The 17,255-nt window shown below is 66.9% G+C and carries 13 protein-coding genes; 3 read left to right on the plus strand and 10 right to left on the minus strand.

Annotated features, from left to right (window positions below; all coding sequences use genetic code 11):
• Positions 1–69 precede the first annotated feature (69 nt).
• The 4 genes from malT to malE form a co-directional block, all read right to left on the minus strand.
• The gene (gene malT, locus AC0ZJQ_RS15885) at positions 70–2,817 is read right to left on the minus strand and encodes an HTH-type transcriptional regulator MalT (protein WP_301619120.1); all 2,748 of its coding nucleotides are present in this window, start codon (positions 2,815–2,817) and stop codon (positions 70–72) included.
• A gap of 94 nt (positions 2,818–2,911) precedes the next feature.
• Positions 2,912–3,802: a maltose ABC transporter permease MalG gene (gene malG, locus AC0ZJQ_RS15890; protein WP_476476905.1), complete on the minus strand. Its 891-nt coding sequence runs from the start codon at positions 3,800–3,802 to the stop codon at positions 2,912–2,914.
• 10 nt (positions 3,803–3,812) lie between these two features.
• Positions 3,813–5,378, minus strand: coding sequence for a maltose ABC transporter permease MalF (gene malF, locus AC0ZJQ_RS15895; RefSeq protein ID WP_476476906.1), 1,566 nt, complete (start codon positions 5,376–5,378; stop codon positions 3,813–3,815).
• A 67-nt stretch (positions 5,379–5,445) separates the two neighbouring features.
• Positions 5,446–6,633, minus strand: coding sequence for a maltose/maltodextrin ABC transporter substrate-binding protein MalE (gene malE, locus AC0ZJQ_RS15900; protein WP_476476907.1), 1,188 nt, complete (start codon positions 6,631–6,633; stop codon positions 5,446–5,448).
• Between the two features lie 387 nt (positions 6,634–7,020).
• On the opposite strand from malE, the gene AC0ZJQ_RS15905 reads away from it, so the two are divergent.
• Complete coding sequence (locus AC0ZJQ_RS15905) at positions 7,021–8,136, plus strand: hypothetical protein (RefSeq protein WP_476476908.1); 1,116 nt, start codon at positions 7,021–7,023, stop codon at positions 8,134–8,136.
• Positions 8,137–8,243: 107 nt separating this feature from the next.
• On the opposite strand, the gene mta is transcribed toward AC0ZJQ_RS15905, so the two are convergent.
• Entirely contained in the window at positions 8,244–9,890 is a 1,647-nt protein-coding gene (gene mta, locus AC0ZJQ_RS15910; protein WP_476476909.1) for a glucan 1,4-alpha-maltotetraohydrolase, read from the minus strand.
• Positions 9,891–10,276: 386 nt separating this feature from the next.
• Here mta and AC0ZJQ_RS15915 point away from each other — a divergent pair, with 386 nt between their 5' ends.
• Together AC0ZJQ_RS15915 and AC0ZJQ_RS15920 are read left to right on the plus strand one after the other, a co-directional pair.
• Entirely contained in the window at positions 10,277–11,569 is a 1,293-nt protein-coding gene (locus AC0ZJQ_RS15915) for a maltoporin (protein ID WP_476476910.1), read from the plus strand.
• Positions 11,570–11,681: 112 nt separating this feature from the next.
• Positions 11,682–12,605: a MalM family protein gene (locus AC0ZJQ_RS15920; protein ID WP_476476911.1), complete on the plus strand. Its 924-nt coding sequence runs from the start codon at positions 11,682–11,684 to the stop codon at positions 12,603–12,605.
• 67 nt (positions 12,606–12,672) lie between these two features.
• Here AC0ZJQ_RS15920 and AC0ZJQ_RS15925 read toward each other — a convergent pair whose 3' ends face one another.
• From AC0ZJQ_RS15925 to AC0ZJQ_RS15945, 5 genes are all read right to left on the minus strand, one after another.
• Complete coding sequence (locus AC0ZJQ_RS15925; RefSeq protein ID WP_008569814.1) at positions 12,673–13,110, minus strand: CBS domain-containing protein; 438 nt, start codon at positions 13,108–13,110, stop codon at positions 12,673–12,675.
• Between the two features lie 154 nt (positions 13,111–13,264).
• Complete coding sequence (gene sugE / locus AC0ZJQ_RS15930) at positions 13,265–13,585, minus strand: quaternary ammonium compound efflux SMR transporter SugE (protein ID WP_008569813.1); 321 nt, start codon at positions 13,583–13,585, stop codon at positions 13,265–13,267.
• A 342-nt stretch (positions 13,586–13,927) separates the two neighbouring features.
• A complete protein-coding gene (locus AC0ZJQ_RS15935) occupies positions 13,928–14,791 on the minus strand; it encodes an aldo/keto reductase (protein ID WP_476476912.1) in 864 nt (287 codons plus the stop codon).
• Between the two features lie 12 nt (positions 14,792–14,803).
• Positions 14,804–16,432: an NADP-dependent glyceraldehyde-3-phosphate dehydrogenase gene (locus tag AC0ZJQ_RS15940; RefSeq protein WP_476476913.1), complete on the minus strand. Its 1,629-nt coding sequence runs from the start codon at positions 16,430–16,432 to the stop codon at positions 14,804–14,806.
• 68 nt (positions 16,433–16,500) lie between these two features.
• The gene (locus AC0ZJQ_RS15945; protein WP_008569809.1) at positions 16,501–17,238 is read right to left on the minus strand and encodes a bifunctional 4-hydroxy-2-oxoglutarate aldolase/2-dehydro-3-deoxy-phosphogluconate aldolase; all 738 of its coding nucleotides are present in this window, start codon (positions 17,236–17,238) and stop codon (positions 16,501–16,503) included.
• Between the last annotated feature and the right edge of the window lie 17 nt (positions 17,239–17,255).

Below are 17,255 nucleotides of genomic sequence, written 5' to 3' on the forward strand. Positions count from 1 at the left end.
AGCTTCGTAGGTGCCACAGCCGGGCGCCGCCCTCCTCCTCCCCCCGCGTCTGCTCGCGGGCGCTGCCAGCTAGTCGCCCTGGATCTTGCTCAGCAGGTCGCGCGCCAGCTGCACCGCCTCGCTGCGGTGGGTGATGTTGAGCTTCTGGTAGAGGCTGCGGATGTGCGTCTTGATGGTGGTGGGCGCGACGTTCAGGTGATCGGCGATCTGCTCGTTGGACTGCCCGGCGTGGATCAGGCTCAGCACCTGCCATTCGCGCCGGGTCAGCGGCGAACGGCGGATCAGCTCGGGCACGTCGGGGCGGTTGATGATGTCCTGAATCACCGCCTCGTCGAGGGTGATACGGATGGCGCGGCTGAAGTCGCGCTGCTGCTGCGCCAGCTGGATCAGCCGCGTGGCGCGCTGGGCTTCCGGTTCGTCGAGGGTGCGCTCGTGCAGCAGGCACTTGAGCATGCCGATGATCGGCTTGCCGACCCTCAGGAAGCTGCCAACGGCGCCGCTGCCACTGGCCAGGGTCATGGCCCGTTGCAGGTGATCCAGCGCCTGCTGGCGCTCTTCGCGCAGCCAGTGCAGCTGCGCCAGCAGGATGTGGTTGCGGTTGCGATCCATCACCAGGCCATGGCGCTCGGCGTCGGTCAGCAGCTGGCGCAGGATCGGCAGTGCGCTGTCCAGCTGGCCCAGCGCCACATGGGCACGGGCATGATTGCGCGCGTTGAGTTGGGCGAAGTGGTTGGCGCCCGCGCTGACTGGTGGCGCGCTGAGCAGCCATTGGCGAATCGCCTCGCGGTCCTGGCTGGAGTCCCAGTAGGCCAGCATCACCGCGTGGGCATTGGCCAGCCAGTCGATGTGGTAGCGATCATCGGCAAGCATCGCTTGCAGCTGGGCGATGTAGTCGGCACAGGCGCTCTGCTGGCCGCGGGCGTAGGCCACGCCGGCCAGCAAGGCGTAGTTCTGTAGGCGCCAGCGCTGGTCGCCGAGTTCATCGAGAATCTGGATGCCCTGCAGCGCGCACTGCTCGGCGGCATCCAGCTGATGCCATTCCAACAGCACCTGACCGCGCACCCGGTAGACGAACTCGACGATCGGCGTGGCCTGCAGATGCTGCTGTTCGATGTACTGAATAGCACGCTCCTGCAGCGTGTAGGCCTTCTGCAGATGGCCCTGGGCGATGGCGATCTCCGACAGCTGACCGAGGCTCCACACCACCAGGTGCGAGGCGTTGATCTCCCGCGCGCGGCGCTCGGCTTCCTCGTACTGCTTCTGTGCCTGCGGCAGTGCGCCCTGAACGAAATGCGCCTCGGCCAGGCCGGACAGCGCGGCCACGCGCGAAGTGCGCATGATCAGCGGCTCGCAGGTCAGCGCCTCCTGGGCCAGGGTGATGGCACGCTGCTCGTCGCCCTGGTTCATCGCCACCTGCGCACGCACCGCGTTGAACTCGCAGACGATGCGTGCCCAGTCCTGCTCGGAGCAGCTGCGCTGCAGCGCCAGCTCGGCGGCCTTGATCCAGCGCTCGACGTGCTCGAACTGATAGCAGTTCTGCGACACCCAGGCCTGCAACAGAGTGAGCAGCGGCGAGCTGGCGACCACCGCTTCGGGCAGGGTTTCCAGACATTGCTGCAGCAACTCCAGCCGACCCTGACGGTAGAAGGCACGCCCGTGCCGCTGCAGAATCTCGGCGACCTGCTGCGGGTCGCCGGCCAGCACGGCATGGCGCGCGGCCTCCTCTGGCATGTTCTCGGCCAGCAGCGCCTCGGCCGCACGCAGGTGCAACTGGTTGAGCCGCTGCGGCTGATAGGTGCGCAGCTCGCCCTGGAGGAACACGGCAAACAGCGGGTGATAGCTGTACCAGCGGCGCAAGCTGTCCAGCGGCTGGATGAACAGGCCGCCACGCTCGAGCCGTTCGAGCATCTCGCGGCCGTGGCAAGCCTCGGTCAGGTGATCGGCCAGCGCGGCATTGAAGCGCTCCAGCAGACAGGTCGCCTCGAGAAAACCGCGCAGGTCATGGGGCAGCCCCTCGATCACCTGCTCGCGCATGTAGTCGCGGATATCCGGGTGGCCGAGCTGCAGGTTCTCCAGAAACAGGTCCATGCCGCGACTGGTCTGTACTTCCTGCAACGCCAGCTGCAGCGCGCAGGGCCAGCCACCGATGCGTCGATTGAGCCGTTCGACCTGCTCGCGGTTGATGTTCACCGGCACGCCCAGCTCCAGCAGCGCCTGTACCTCGTCATCCTCGAAGGCCAGCTGGCGGGCATCGAGCAGCAGCAGCTGATGCTTGACCCGCAGCTCGGCGACGCCCAGCTCGGGCAGCTGCCGGCTGCACACCAGCAGGGTCATCCAGCAAGGCATGTGGCGCAGGAAGAAACGCAGTCCGGCGATCAGCTCGGCGTCGTGCAGCACCTCGAACTCGTCGAGCACGATCAGGATGGCCTCGTGCTCGCTCGGCAGTTCGGCCAGCAGTTGAGTGAACAGCGCATCCAGCGACACCTGGCCCTGCTCGGCCAGCGCCAAGGCCAGCGGACAGCCGGCATCCAGCTGACGGTCCAGCGCCTGGGTCAGGTAGCGGCCGAACTGCAGCCCCAGGTTGTCGCTGGCATGCAGCTGGAACCAGGCGATACGGCCATCGAAGGCCCGCGCCCACTGCGCCGCCAGGGTGGTCTTGCCGAAGCCGCTGGCGGCGTGCAGCACGGCCAGGCGTACCTGCGGCAGGCGCTGCTGCCACTCGTCCAGGCGCGGCCGTTCGAGCAGGCCCGGCGGCAGCATGGGGATCGCCAGCTTGGTGGGGATCAACGGCAGCAGAGGTGGCATCGCGGCATTCATCGACGGTTCCCTGTTCTTGTTCTTGTCATGACCTGGCGCACCGGTTCGCACCGCTCCCGCTCCCCGGTCTCGCGCCTCGTTTCAACTCACGCGGTCAGCCCTTCACCCCGCCGGCGGTGAGGCCACCGACGATCCACTTCTGGCAGTAGAGGAACACGGCGGTGATGGGCAGCCCGGAGAGTACCGCGGCGGCGGCGAAGTCGCCCCACAGGTAGTTCTGCGGATAGAGGTACTGCTGCGCGCCGACCGAGAGGGTGAGCTTGTCCACGTCCATCAGCAGCACCGAGGCGATGGGGTATTCGGTGACGCTGGTGATGAAGGCGAGAATGAACACCACCGCCAGGATCGGCACGCTCATCGGCAGCAGGATATGGAAGAACGCCTGCCAGGTGCTGGCGCCATCGACGATGGCGGCCTCCTCCAGCGAGGCGTCGATGCTCTCGAAGTAGCCCTTGATGGTCCAGATGTGCAGCGCCATGCCGCCCAGCGAGGCGACGATCACCGCGCCGTGGCTGTTCACCCCGAGCCAGCTGACGTGCTGGCCGAGCTGGTCGAACAGGGCGTAGATCGCCACCAGCGAGAGCACCGGCGGGAACATCTGGAAGATCAGCATGCTTTTCAGGATCGGCGCCTTGCCGGCAAAGCGCATGCGCGCGAAGGCGTAGGCGCTGGTGGTCGACAACAGCAGGATCAGCGCCGAGCTGACCAGGGCGATCTTCACCGAATTCCACAGCCACAGCAGCACCGGGAACGGCGGCTGGGTCACGCTGCCATCCTCGTGGGTGTAGGGGATGCCGAGGGCCAGCGACCAGTGTTCCAGCGTCGGGTTCTCGGGAAACAGGCTGCCGGTGGCGAAGTTGCCCTCGCGAAAGGAGATCGACACCACCATCAGCAGCGGAAAGAGGATCGCCGCGACGAAGGCCAGCAGCGCCGCATGGGTCGCCCACAGCCGGTAACGCGCGGATTTCGGTTGCACCATGGCCATGACCGTCTCCTTATACCTTCACTTTCGAGAGTTTGAGGTTCAGCAGCGCCATGGCACCGACGAGGATGAAGATCATCGTGGCGATGGCCGCGGCCAGGGCGAAGTCCTGCCCGGAATCCTGGAAGGCGATGCGGTAGGTGTAGCTGACCAAGAGATCCGTGGTGCCGGCCGGCGTGCTCGCGCCGATGATGTCCGGGCCGCCACGGGTCAGCAGGGTAATCAGCACGAAGTTGTTGAAGTTGAAGGCGAAGCAGGCGATCAGCAGCGGCATCAGCGGCTTGATCAGCTGCGGCAGGGTGATGCGCAGCAGGTTGTCCAGCGGGCTCGCGCCATCAATCGCCGACGCCTCGTACTGATCCCGCGGGATGGCCTGCAAGAGGCCCATGCACAGCAGCAGCATGTACGGGTAGCCGAGCCAGGTGTTGACGATGAGGATCATCATGCGCGCCAGGGCCGGGTCGCTGAACCAGTCCGGGCGGATGCCGAACAGCCCTTCGAGCAGCAGGTTGATCTCGCCGAAGTTCTGGTTGAACAGCCCGCGGAACACCAGGATGGAAATGAACCCCGGCACCGCGTACGGCAGGATCAGCATCAGCCGGTAGAACGCCTTGCCGCGCACCAGCTCCCACTGCAGCAGGCTGGCCAGCACCAGCCCCACGGCGAGGGTGAAGACCACGGTGAGCCCGGCGAAGGCGAAGGTCCAGGCGAATATCTGCATGAACGGTTCGCGGATGCTCGGTTCGCTCAGCACCCGGGTGAAGTTGGCGAAACCGGCGAACACGGTGAAGCCCGGCGGCACCGCCTTGCCGGTTTCGTCGACGTAGAAGCCGCGCTCCATGTCGGCGGTCAGACGCGCACCGCTGCGGGTATCGACCAGCACGCCGGGGCCGTCCTGGCGATAGACCGGCTCGACCGCCGCCACCTCGCGCAGGCCGTACAGCCGCAGCAGGCTGCCATCCGGCGCCTGCATGACCCACTGTTCCAGCGCCTTGCGCCGCTGAATTACCTCGCGCAGCGCCAGCGCATCGCCCAGCCCTTCGACGTCCTCGGCTGGCTGCAGCGTCAGCGGTGCTTCCGCATCCGGCTCGCCGGTCAGCGGCGGACTGACGAACACGCCCTGCTCGCCCTTGTCGATGCGCAGGCGCTCGCCTTGCGGGCTCGAATGCAGGCTGAAACGGAAGCGCTCGCCGGCCAGGTAGGTCTGGCTCAGGTGGTACTGCTCCACCTGGGCCAGGCTCAACAAGTGGCTGCCGCTGTAGTTGGTGAAGCCGATGCCCACCGTGTAGAGCAGCGGAAAGATGACGAACACCAGCATCCCCGCCACCGACGGGTAGATGTAGCGCTGGGCGTACATGCGCCGGTTGATGAACAGGTAGCTGGCGATGCCGGTGACCACCAGCCCGAGCAGGGCGAAGGCCATCTGCTTCTGAACGTAGAGCGCGACCACCAGATACAGCGCGAAGGCGTTGAAGGTGAGCCACGCAAGCCAGCGCACGCCGGTGGTCAGGGAGCGGGGCAAACCCCGGAAGGTCGGACGGGTCATGGCTGGGCTGGGCAACTCGGCACGGGCATTCACGGGAGCAGAACCTTTGAGAACGGAGCATAGTCCGCCGGCGCGCGCGAGGCGGCGGCCGGCGACGGGTTCAACGGACGATGCGCTTGGCGGCGTCATCCAGGGCGGCGTCGACATCCTGCCGGCCGGAGGAGATGTTGGTCAGTGCGGCTTCCATCGCCGACCAGAACGCCCCCATCTCCGGCACGTTGGGCATCGGCTCGCCCATCTGCGCGTTCTCGAAGGTCGCCTTGATGTGCGGATTGCTGGACAGCTCCTGCATGTAGGCGGTGTTGGCGACGGCACCCAGCGGCACGTCGGCGTTCACCGTCTTCAGGCCCTCGACCTCGAGCAGGTAGTTTTCGAGGAATTCCACGGCCAGGTCCTTGTTCGGGCTGGCGGCGTTGAGCAGCGCCGCGGCGACACCGACGAAGGGCTTGCCCGCCTCGCCATCGATGGCGGGGATCGGCGCCACGCCGAAGTCGATGCCGCTCTTCTCGATGTTCGACCAGGCCCACGGGCCGCTGATCATCATCGCCGACTCGCCCTTGTTGAAGGCCGCCTCGGCCACGCTGTAGTCGGCACCCTTGGGCATCACGCCCTTGTCGATCAGCTCGCGCAGCACCTTGGCACCGGCCTTGGCGCCGGCGTTGTTCACGCCGGTGGATTTGACGTTGTAGCCACCGTCGGTCTGCTCGAACACATAGCCGCCCTTGGCCGACAGCAGCGGCCAGGTGAAGTAGGTGTTGTTGTAGTCCCAGAGGATGGCGCGCTTGCCCTGGGCGGCGAGCTTTTCGTTGAGCGCGAGGACGTCAGCGAAGCTCTTGGGTGGGGTGTCGACCAGGGCCTTGTTGTAGATCAGGCCGATGGTTTCCACCGAGATCGGATAACCCCACAGCTTGTTGTCGTAGGTCACCGCCTGCCAGGAGAAGTCGGCGATGCCGGACTTGGTCTCGGCGCTGGGGGTGACGGGGGTGAGCAGGCCGCTCTTGGCCCATTCGCCGATGCGGTCATGGGCCCAGATGAAGATGTCCGGGCCGTTGCCGGTGGCGGCGGCCTGCTGGAACCTGTCGGTGGCGCTGTCCGGGTGCGCCACTTCGACCGGGATACCGGTCTCGGCGGTGAACTTCTTGCCGACTTCGGCCAGGCCCTTGTAGCCCTTGTCGCCGTTGATCCAGACGACCAGCTTGCCTTCCTCGATCGCTGCCAGCGCCGGCAGCGGCAGGCTGAAGGTGGCCGCCAGGCCGACAGTGGCGATACACCAGAATTTCTTGTTCATGCTTCGCGTTCCTCGTGGCTTCTTGTTTTTTGTTCCACCTGCTGCCGGCCTGAGGCTCTGGCAGTCGTTCCATCCTCGGCAGCTGACGTGCAATCTGCATCCTCCCTTTCGGGGGCGCAGAGGGCGTAGAAGCGGGGCGTAGATCGTCGCCGGCAACCTCGCAAAATACGCTGCCAAGCCTAGCGCTTACGCCTGTTGCAGGCCGCCGATGCGCAGTCAAATGCGGCGAAATCATCACGGAGCTGCCCCGATGCCCGCCCATTCGTCGTCCGACCTGCTGCAAGCCCCCGGTCATGCCCCCGTGGTACCGGACGCTCGCTGCACCAACCGCACATCTGGCACAGACAGCAGCCACCGCGACGAAGTGCCCGAAGCCGGTCAGCGCCGATGAGCGCTGCCTCGCTGAGTGCCTGGGCGCGGCGCCAGGCGCAACTTACCTTTCTCGCCAGCGGCACCGAGTTTCGCCTGGGCCGCGCCGAGGATTGCCCGCTGCCGCCGGCCGAGCTGGCCGCGATCACGGGCGATGAGCCCTGGGTGCGCGACTGTCTCGATGATGGGCTGACCGCACGCGTTTACCGCATCCGGCTGGATGGGCGCGACTGGGCGCTCAAGGTCGCCCGCCGGCCCTGTCGGGTGCAGAACCCCGATGGCCAGACGAGCTTTCTCAACGAACTGCAGCGCCGCCGCGATCTGGCCCGCTTGATGCGCACGCCGGAACAGGCCGAACGTCTGGCCGGCATCGTGCCGACGCAGTATGCCTCGCTGCAGCAGGGCATCATCCTCTCGCCCTGGGTCGAAGGCCGGCGCATCGAGCGCTGGGACGAGCGCCAGCTCACCGAGCTGTTCGACCTGCTGATCGCCTTGCTGCTCGCCGGCCTGTTCGAATGGGACCTGGCCGCCGGCAACACGCTGGACGACGGGCGCATCCGCCTGTTCGATTTCGGCTACCTCTACCCCTTCGACCCGCTGCGCCAGTACAACAGCGACGGCCTGGCCTCGCCGGGCTTCCACGTCGCCGAACGTTTCGAGACGCGGCAGCTGTTCGCCTGCCTGCTGCGGCTGGAACGCGAGAGCGAGACGCAGGCACTTGCCGATTTCGCACTGGAAAAACGCATCGCGCTGGAGGCCTACCAGCGCCTGCATCGAGAACTCGCCGCCCGCGGTGCCAGCCAGGGAGTGCTGGCCTGGCTCGAGAAGATCATCCGCGCGTGGCGCGACGCACTGGCCAGCGATCCGAGCGCGCTGTACCTGCAGGAAGCCTGGCGCTCGCACTGGCTGGACGTGAAGGACGACCTCAGCGGGCAGAGCTGCACACCGCTGACGCTGCAGCGCCTGGCCTGGCTCAGAGCAGCAGTCACCACGCAGTATGCCGAGCTGCTCGCCAGCGGTGCGCTGGCTAACGAGCGACAGCCCGACCGCGAAGCGCTGCTCGACGACCTGCACCAGGCCGAAGCGCAGGCGATTCGCTGGCAACTGGCCGATGCGCGGAGCGCCGAAAACTAGCGATAGCAGGGCGCGCTGAACGGCGGCCCCGCCCCCAGCGCAACGGTACCGCCGCCGAGACAAGGCCCGCCTCACATCCGCGAGGCGGGCCGCAGTTGCCGCCCGGGCTAGAGCCGGCCGACGGTGGTGGCGCCTTCGCTCGGCGTCAGGCTGTTGTTCGCCCCGCCCTGCCATTGCCGCACCTGGGTGGCGTTGGCCTCGTTGCGGATCAGGCATTTCCATTCCACGTTCTGGCCGGCAGGCAAGGCAATGCTGCCCTTCCAGGTCGGGTAGCCGCTGGTGTCGGTCAGGCGCACGGCCGACGCCGGGCTCCAGTTGCCGAGCTGGCTGACGTTGCCCGCCGCGTAGACGCTGTCGCCCATCTGCGTCACGCCGTTGTCGCAGCGGAAATTCACCTTGACCAGCGCGCCGGGCTCGCCGCCGCCGCTGCCCGTACCGGTGCGCCACACGCGCACCTGGCCGTTACTGGCGTTGACCGCTTCGCTGAAGCTGCCGCTGGCCACCTGGCCGGGATTGCCCAGGTCGGAGTTCAGCGCCACCACCAGGGTCTGCTGGCTGCCGCTGACAGTGGCGACCAGACCGCTGTAGCCGCTGTGGAAGCTGATCGCCGAATCGGCACGCACGCCAGCGGCGCGACGCACCTGGATCAGCTGGCGGATGAAGTCGCCGTAGCCCCAGTCGTACATGTGCGACCAGTACACCACTGGCGTGCCGGGGCTGGTGAGGATGTAGGCGTAGGCCTGACGGATCAGCCCGTCCTGCAGCGGCCAGTGATGCTGGCCACCGTTCTGCCCGGGCGAGTAGCCGGTGTCGTGGTTGTCGACGAAGGTCACCGCCACCTCGCGCCAGCGCGGATCGGGGTTGCCGTTCAGGCCGTGCTTCCAGTCGGCGACCGAGCCGTTCTGCATGCGCTCCTTGAGGGCGAAGTCGAACACCGGGCATTTGGCCCGGTCGGACCAGTCCTTGATGATCTGCTGCCAGCTCGCCGTGTTGCGCCAGTCCCAGCTCGGATATTCAGAGGGGCCTTTCCACAGCTCGCCGACGCAGAAGCTGCTGTCGGCGCTGTCGCTCATCCAGCTGTCGACCCGCTCGGGCGCGTAGCCGCGGACGAAATCGAAACGGAAGCCGCCAGCGCCGTACTGACCGCGCAGGTTGGCGAGTTCGTCGCGGAACATGCCGTAGACCTGCGGATGACTGGTATTGAGGTCCGCATCGCCGCCGATGAAGCGGTCGCCGTCGTCGCAGTCATTGGGGTAGTTGCCTGGGTCGGCGCAGTCGTTGCGCCAGAAGCCCTGGCCGGCCGGCAGGTTGATTTCCTTGTTCGGGTAGCCGCGGTTCATGTGGTTGGGCACCACGTCGTAGAGCACCTTCACCCCGGCACCGCCGAGCGCGCCAGCGGCCTGGCGCAGCTGGGCGTCGCTGCCGTAGCGGCCGTTCTTGTTGAAGTCGTGCCAGAAGTAGCCCTCACCGCCGCCGGAGTTGCTGCCGTCGCTCCAGCTGGAGAAGTCACGCCAGGGCACCGGCATCCAGATTGCCGAGAAGCCGTCGGCGGCGATGGTCGCGGCCTGCTGGCGGAGGATGTTGTACCAGTCGTTGGGCGCCTCGCGGACGACGTTCCAGTGGAAGCCCTGGAGGATGATTTCGTCGCCGCCGTGGTAGCGCACGGCGTTGGGGCTTTTGCCGGCCTGGTCGGCCATTGCCGGCAACGGCAGCAGGATTGCCGCCAATACGGCGGCACGCAGGATGTGGCTCATCGCAATACTCCGGTTCTTGTGCTTGTACGGGTAGCCGACGGCAGAGCCGCCGGACGAGGATGAACGCCGGTCGGAGCATCGACCGGCCCGCGCAGGCTGCTCCTGCACGCCACCGTGACCAACCTCCCCCGCCCAGTTGCCGGCGGCGTAGTGGCCAGGCCGAAGGCGGCTGGCAATCATCTGCGCCCCTCTCGTCCCAGCCCCGCCCCGGGGATTACGCCGCTCTCATCCTGATTACGCCCTGGCGCTGCGCCAGCGAAATCCGCGCCGCGGAGGATGCCGCCTTCGCCGCCATCTCCGAGGCTTGCGTCACCGCGCTGCACCGCCACTGGCCGACAGCGCCGGCGTGATCGTTCGGCATTAACAAGAAAAACAAGGACCCCGTCATGAAGCACACCGCGCACCCAAGCTTTGTTCTCAAACCCGCCTTCCTGCTCGCCGCCCTGCTGGTCGGCGGCCCTGCCCTGGCGGTCGATTTCCATGGTTATCTGCGTTCGGGCGTCGGCGCCACGGCCGGCGGCGGCGATCAGGCCTGCTTCCAGGCCACTGGCGCACCGGCGAAATATCGCCTGGGCAACGAATGCGAAACCTACGCCGAGATCGGCCTCGGTCAGGAGGTGTGGAGCGAAGGCAACCGCAGCTTCTACGTCGACAGCATGATCGCCTACCGCTCCGATCAGGGTAACGACTGGGAAGCCGGCGGCACCGATACCGACGGCGACGAGAACAACCCCTTCGACGAGGCCGGCACCACCTCCATCCGCCAGTTCAACGTGGTCGGCAAGAACCTGATCCCGAGCCTGCCAGGCGCGGCGATCTGGGCCGGCAAGCGCTACTACAAGCGCCACGACGTGCACATCAATGACTACTACTACTGGGATGTCTCCGGCCCCGGCGCCGGTATCGAAGACATCGACCTGGGCTTCGCCAAGGCCAGCGTCGCGTGGATTCGCAACACCGACGGCGACTGGGTCTACCAGGGCTCGGGCACCGGCACCAACCTGGCCAACGACACCCTGGACTTTCGCCTCGGCGGGATCGACGTCAACCCGGGCGGCAAGCTGGAGCTCGGCTACGACTACGGCAAGGCCAACCTCACCGACGAGCAGGAACGCGACCCCGGCTACGAGGACCAGAAGGGCCATCTGGTCACCCTCGAACACACCCAGAGCGACTGGTTCGGCGGCTACAACAAGCTCGCCCTGCAGTACGGCACCGACGGCATCATCGGCAGCAGCGGGCGCAACAGCACCGGTAACAGCGACGGCAAGATGTTCCGCCTGGTCAACCAGGGCGTGGTCGGCCTGACCGACAACATCGAGATGATGTACGTGCAGATCTACGAGGATCGCGATTTCGACAACGACTCCGGGCAGACCTGGGCCAGCTTCGGCGTGCGCCCGGTGTACAAGTGGAGCGACGTGATGAGCACCGCACTGGAGTTCGGCTACGACCGCGTCGATCCGCAGGCCGACGGCGAACGCACCCGCGACCTGAAGAAACTCACCCTGGCCCAGCAGTGGTCGGCCGGCAACAGCTTCTGGGCGCGCCCGCAGATCCGCGTGTTCGCCACCTACGCGCAGTGGGACGGCGGCCGTTACCAGGCGGCCAGCGAATCCATCGATGCCGGCGACGACGACGGCATCACCTTCGGCGTGCAGGCCGAGGCCTGGTGGTAAACCGCGGCTGAACGCCGTTGCAGGCCACGCCAACCTTTTCGCCCCCACCGTCCAGACGGTGCCTTTGCCCCGACGCTGGCAGGTCGGGGCATTTTTTATCCGGAGAACCGCCATGCATCCTTTATCTCTTCTCGCCGCGGGGCTGATCGCCCTGGCGCTCGCCGGCTGCAGCAGCGAGCCACTGCGCAGGGTCGACGCCCTCGCCGCCAGCCCCGCGCCGCTGCAAGGCTCGGTCGAACAGGCGCGTGCCGCGCTGGCCGCCGCGCCGATCTGCTGCAGCCGTCTCGACCAGTTGCCGTTCGAGCCGCTCGAAGCCGGTTTCGCCGGTGACGTACTGATCGACAGCCAGGCGCCGGCCTACCGCTTCGAAACCGGCAAGAGCTTCCTGCGCGCCTTCAAACTGCCGGCCGGAGGCCCGTCATTCGAAATCCGTCTCTACAGCCAGGCCGGCAGCAGCGTGCTGGCGCCCAACGCCATGCTGCTCGACAGCCGCATGCGCCCGACCCGCCTGTTGGATGCCGACGACTTCGTCTACGTGCCGCCGACCGGGCTCAAGGGCGACAGCCTGGACGCGCGCCTGCGCATCGACCGCTCGCAGCCCGAGCACCCAGGCAACGAGCGCTACCTGATCCTCTACACCAGCGAGGCGCAGATGGCCGGCCAGACCACGCTCGAACACCCGGCCAAGGCCTATGCCAAGGCGCTGGGCAACGAACCGCCGAGCATCCCCGACCCGGTGGCGCAGCACTCGCCAGTAGGCGTGATCAAACTGGTGATGATCCCCGACAGTGCCGCCGGCTCAACCGCCAAGGGCTATGTGCCGGGTTACAGCATCGGCCAGGAAATGGGCAACGAACTGCCCGTCGCGCCGGCCCCCGCGGTGCTGCCGGAAACCTCGGCCTACTACCGCCAGGCGATCGACGCCGCGCTGGCGCAGAAGGATCTGGAACGCGCGCTGCGTCTGGCCGACGAAGCGGCACGGGTAGGCGACAGCACGGCGAAGCAGCACCTGCTCGAACGCATCGAGATTCGCTGATCGGTCAGCCGCCCTCCGGCTGGGTAACGGTGCAAGGCCACAGCCGCCGGTGGCTGTGGCCTGACGTTCATTCGCCGCGGATGTACTGTTCGAGCTGCTGGATCAGGTTGTCCTGCTCGGCCATGGTTTCCTTGACCACGTCACCGATCGACAGCAGGCCGACGGTGCGGCCCTCGTCCAGCACCGGCAGGTGGCGCAGGTGCTTCTCGGTCATGATCTCCATGCACTCGCGGATGCTCTGGCGCGGCTCCACGGTGATGACCTTGCTGGTCATGATGGCGCTGACCGGGGTGACGAACGAGGAGCGCCCCTGAAGCACGATCTTGCGCGCGTAATCGCGCTCGCTGACGATCCCCACCAACCGCCCCGAGGCATCGGCGACCGGCAGTGCACCGACGTTTTTCTCGGCCATCAGCTTGAGCGCGTCGAATACCGAATCCTCGGGGGCGATCATCACGATGCCTTGCGTCTGCTTGGCACCAATCACCTGCGCAACCGTTTTCATGGGACAGCTCCTTCCTGTTGGTTTTGACGGAAATGCGGCCCATGGCATCTCCGCTTCGAGCAAGCCTGAGACAGAACATATAGCGTGGCCGCGAGCGCGGCAAAGCGTTTCCGCTCGCGCCGCGGCAAGCCTGTATGCAAATGCTTCCGCCGAGTCAGGCGCTCAGCTTCAGACCGACCAGCCCGGCGAGCAGCAACAGCGCGCTGAGCAGTCGCGCCGGCGAGGCGCTTTCGCCAAAGATGACGATGCCCAACGCTACGGTGCCCAACGCACCGATGCCGACCCATATCGCGTAGGCCGTACCGACCGGCAGCACCTGCATGGCGCGGGCGAGGAGGAAGAAGCTGCCAGCCATCGCCACGACGGTGAGCACGCTGGGCAGCGGACGGGTGAAACCTTCGGAAGCCTTGAGGCCAATGGCCCAGCCCACTTCCAGAAGGCCGGCAATGATCAGCATGATCCAGGCCGAATGCATGAGGAGACTCCATCAAAAACGGCAGGGTCGTCCCCGCATGATCCGACACACCGGCGGGTCGTCCCGCGGCGAATGCGACCCTAGCACAGCGGCGCACGGTGGTGGATCACTCAAAGCGGCCGTTGACCGTGGGCGTTAACGGCGTGACCGCGAACGAACGAACATCGATCGATGGCGCTTTGGATCGCGGGTACGCCGAGTCTCATCCCGGCGCAGATGCCATGTGGTGGATGGGTGAAGCGTCATCCACCCTACGAACCGCTCGCGTAGGGTGGAAAACTGCGAAGCATTTTCCACCGTTCCGCCCTCGCCAGCAGAGGGACGCCCTCTCCGCAAACAGTCTCAGGCCACAGCATGCCCGCGGGCCGCTTCGCTCAGGTAGAACCAGGCGGGACGGTCCAGCTTCAACTCAGCGCCCAACAGCGCCGCCTCGATCCGCTCCCAGCGCAGGCTGCCGAGGATCGGCACCGGCCGACCGGGCAGCTGCCGCAGCCAGGCCAGCGCCACCTGGTTGGGCGTCACGCCCAGATCGGCGGCGACTTCATCGAGTGCGCTGCACAAGCGCTCACCGAAGCGTCCACCGCCCATGGGCGACCAGGCCAGCACCTGCAGCCCGGCCGCCTGCAGCGCATGCAAGCTGCCATCCCACACCCAATGCTGGGCCTGCAGAGACAGCTCGATCTGGTTGCAGCGCAGCGGCACACACTGGGCCAATGCCTGGCAATGCAGGATGCCGGCGTTGGACAGCCCCACCCAGCCGACCTTGCCGCTGGCGACCAGCCCGTTCAGCGTCTCGGCCACCTCGTCCACCTGCAGCAGCGGGTCCGGGCGATGCAGCAGGAAACCATCGAGTCGCCCCACGCCCAGCCGCGCCAGGCTGGCGTCCACCGCCTGACGCAGGTAGCGGGCACTGGAGTCGTAGTGCTTGACTCGCCAGCGCGAGCAGTCCTGTCCCGCCGGCACGATGTCGGCCTTGCCGATGATCTGCAGCCGCTGGCGCAGTCCCCGTGCCTGGCGCAGAACCGCGCCGAAGTGCGCCTCGCATTGCCCGCCGGCATAGATATCGGCATGGTCGAAGCCGTTCAGCCCGCGCTCGATACAGCGTTCGATAAAGCTCAGCAGCGCCTGGGGTTCGCCCAGCTCGGGATATTCCAGCAGGCGCATCATGCCCAGCAACATCGGCTGGGCGAGCACGGGTGCGGCCATGGTGGCGCTCCGTCAGAAGATGTAGTCGGTGGTCAGGAAGCTCGACTGGCGATCCCGAATGATCCGGTCGACCAGCTGCTTGTTGGCCTCGTTGAAGCGCGTCGCCACCAGGGTGCGGATGGAGAACACGCGCAGGGCGTCGTGTACCGACAGCGTGCCCTCGGCGGAATTCTTGCGGCCGTTGAACGGGTAGCTGTCCGGCCCGCGCTGGCACTGGGCGTTAATGTTGATGCGGCCGACCTGGTTGACGAAGGCATCCACCAGCCGGCCTACCTGCGCCGGGTCGTTGCCGAAGATCGACAGCTGCTGGCCGTAGTCGGAGGCGGTGACGTAGTCGATCACCTCCTGCAGGTCGCGGTAGGGCACCACCGGCACCAGCGGGCCGAACTGCTCTTCGTGATAGACGCGCATGGACGAATCCACCGGGCTCAGCACGGCCGGCTGGAAGAAGCTCAGGTGCGACTCGCCACCGCCGGCGTTGATCACCCGCGCGCCCTTGGCCACGGCGTCTTCCAGCACCGCATGCAGGTAATCGGTCTTGCCCGGTTCCGGCAGCGGCGTCAGCGCCACGCCGGGTTCCCAGGGCATGCCCGGCTTGAGCGCATTGACCCGCGCGGCAAGGCGTTCGAGGAAATCATCGAGCACCGTTTCGTGCACGAAGAGGATTTTCAGCGCGGTGCAACGCTGGCCGTTGAACGACAGCGCGCCGGTCACCGCCTCCTCCACGGCATTGTCGAGATCGACCTGCGGCAGGACGATGCCCGGGTTCTTCGCGTCCAGCCCCAGCGCGGCGCGCAGGCGGTGCGGACGCGGGTGCAACTTCTTCAGGTCGGCGGCGCCCTTGTGCGTGCCGATGAAGGCGAACACGTCGACCTTGCCGCTGGCCATCAGCGCGCTGACCGTCTCGCGGCCGCGGCCGTAGATGACGTTGATGACCCCGGCCGGGAAGCTGTCGCGGAAGGCTTCGAGCAGCGGACGGATCAGCAGCACGCCGAACTTGGCCGGTTTGAACACCACGGTGTTGCCCATGATCAGCGCCGGGATCAGCGTGGTGAAGGTTTCGTTCAGCGGGTAGTTGTACGGACCCATGCACAGCGCCACGCCCATCGGCACGCGGCGGATCTGCCCCAGCGTGCCCTGCTCCAGCTCGAAGCGGCTGGAGCTGCGGTCCAGTTCCTTCAGCGCATGGATGGTGTCGACGATGTAGTCGCAAGTGCGGTCGAACTCCTTCTCCGAGTCCTTGAGGTTCTTGCCGATCTCCCACATCAGCAGTTTGACCACCGCCTCGCGCTGCTCGCGCATGCGCGCCAGAAAGCGCTCGACATGGGCGATGCGCTCGGCCACGCGCATGGTCGGCCAGGCGCCGCGGCCGTTGTCGTAGGCTGCAACCGCCGCATCCAGTGCCTGCAGTGCGGCGTCGGCATCCAGCAGCGGCGTGCTGCCCAGCACGACCTGGCGCTCGCTGCCGTCCGCCTCGCGCAGGAACACCGGGCTGCGGACTTCGGCCAGCGGGCCGTGCCACTGCCGCAGTTCGCCATCGAGCAGATAGTCGCGCTGCTCGACCGGTGCATCCGGGCGGTAGGCAGCGGGAATCTCATCGAGACGGGGGAACAGCTCGGCAAGCGGGCGCGCGGTAGTCATGGAACCTCCAGGTAGCGAATCGGGGCGATCGCGGCAGGCCCCACGCCCACCGCGACGGGTCGGACGGATTACAGCTCGCGCTGTTCGGCACGCTCGGCGCGCAGGTCGAAATCGCGCGGCAGTTCGGCCGGCGCTGCGCTGTCCAGCGCCTGCAGGGCCTGGCGCGTGGCGCTTTCGATGGCGGCCCAGTCGCCGGCACGTACGGCCTTGGCGTCGACCATCCAGGTGCCGCCGACGCACATCACGTTGGCCTGCGCCAGGTAGTCCCGGGCGTTGCGCGCGTTGATGCCACCGGTCGGGCAGAAACGGATATTGCCGAACGGCCCACCCAGCGCCTTGAGCGCGGCAACGCCGCCGCAGACCTCGGCCGGGAACAGCTTGAAGCGGCGGTAACCCAGGGCGTAGCCGAGCATGATTTCCGAGGCGCTGGCGACGCCCGGCAGCAGCGGCAACGGGCTATGCAGCGCGGCATCCAGCAGTTCGGCAGTGCTGCCCGGGGAGACGATGAATTGCGCCCCTGCAGCCTCAGCCTGCTCGAGCATGGCGGCATCCAGCACGGTGCCGGCGCCGACGATCAATTCGGGGCGCTGCTCGCGCAGCAGGCGGATAGCACTCAGGCCCAGGGCCGAGCGCAGGGTGATTTCCAGCACCTTGAGGCCGCCGACAGCCAAAGCGTCGGCCAGCGGCAGGATGTCCGCCTCACGCTCGATGGTGATTACCGGCAGGATGCGCGCAGCGCTGCACCACTGGTCGATCAGGGCGATCTTGTCGGTCATGCTGGCGGCGCGGGTTTGGCTAGATGTCATGAAAGATTCCTTGCGGC

Source organism: Stutzerimonas sp. 21-1 (genome assembly GCF_056336065.1).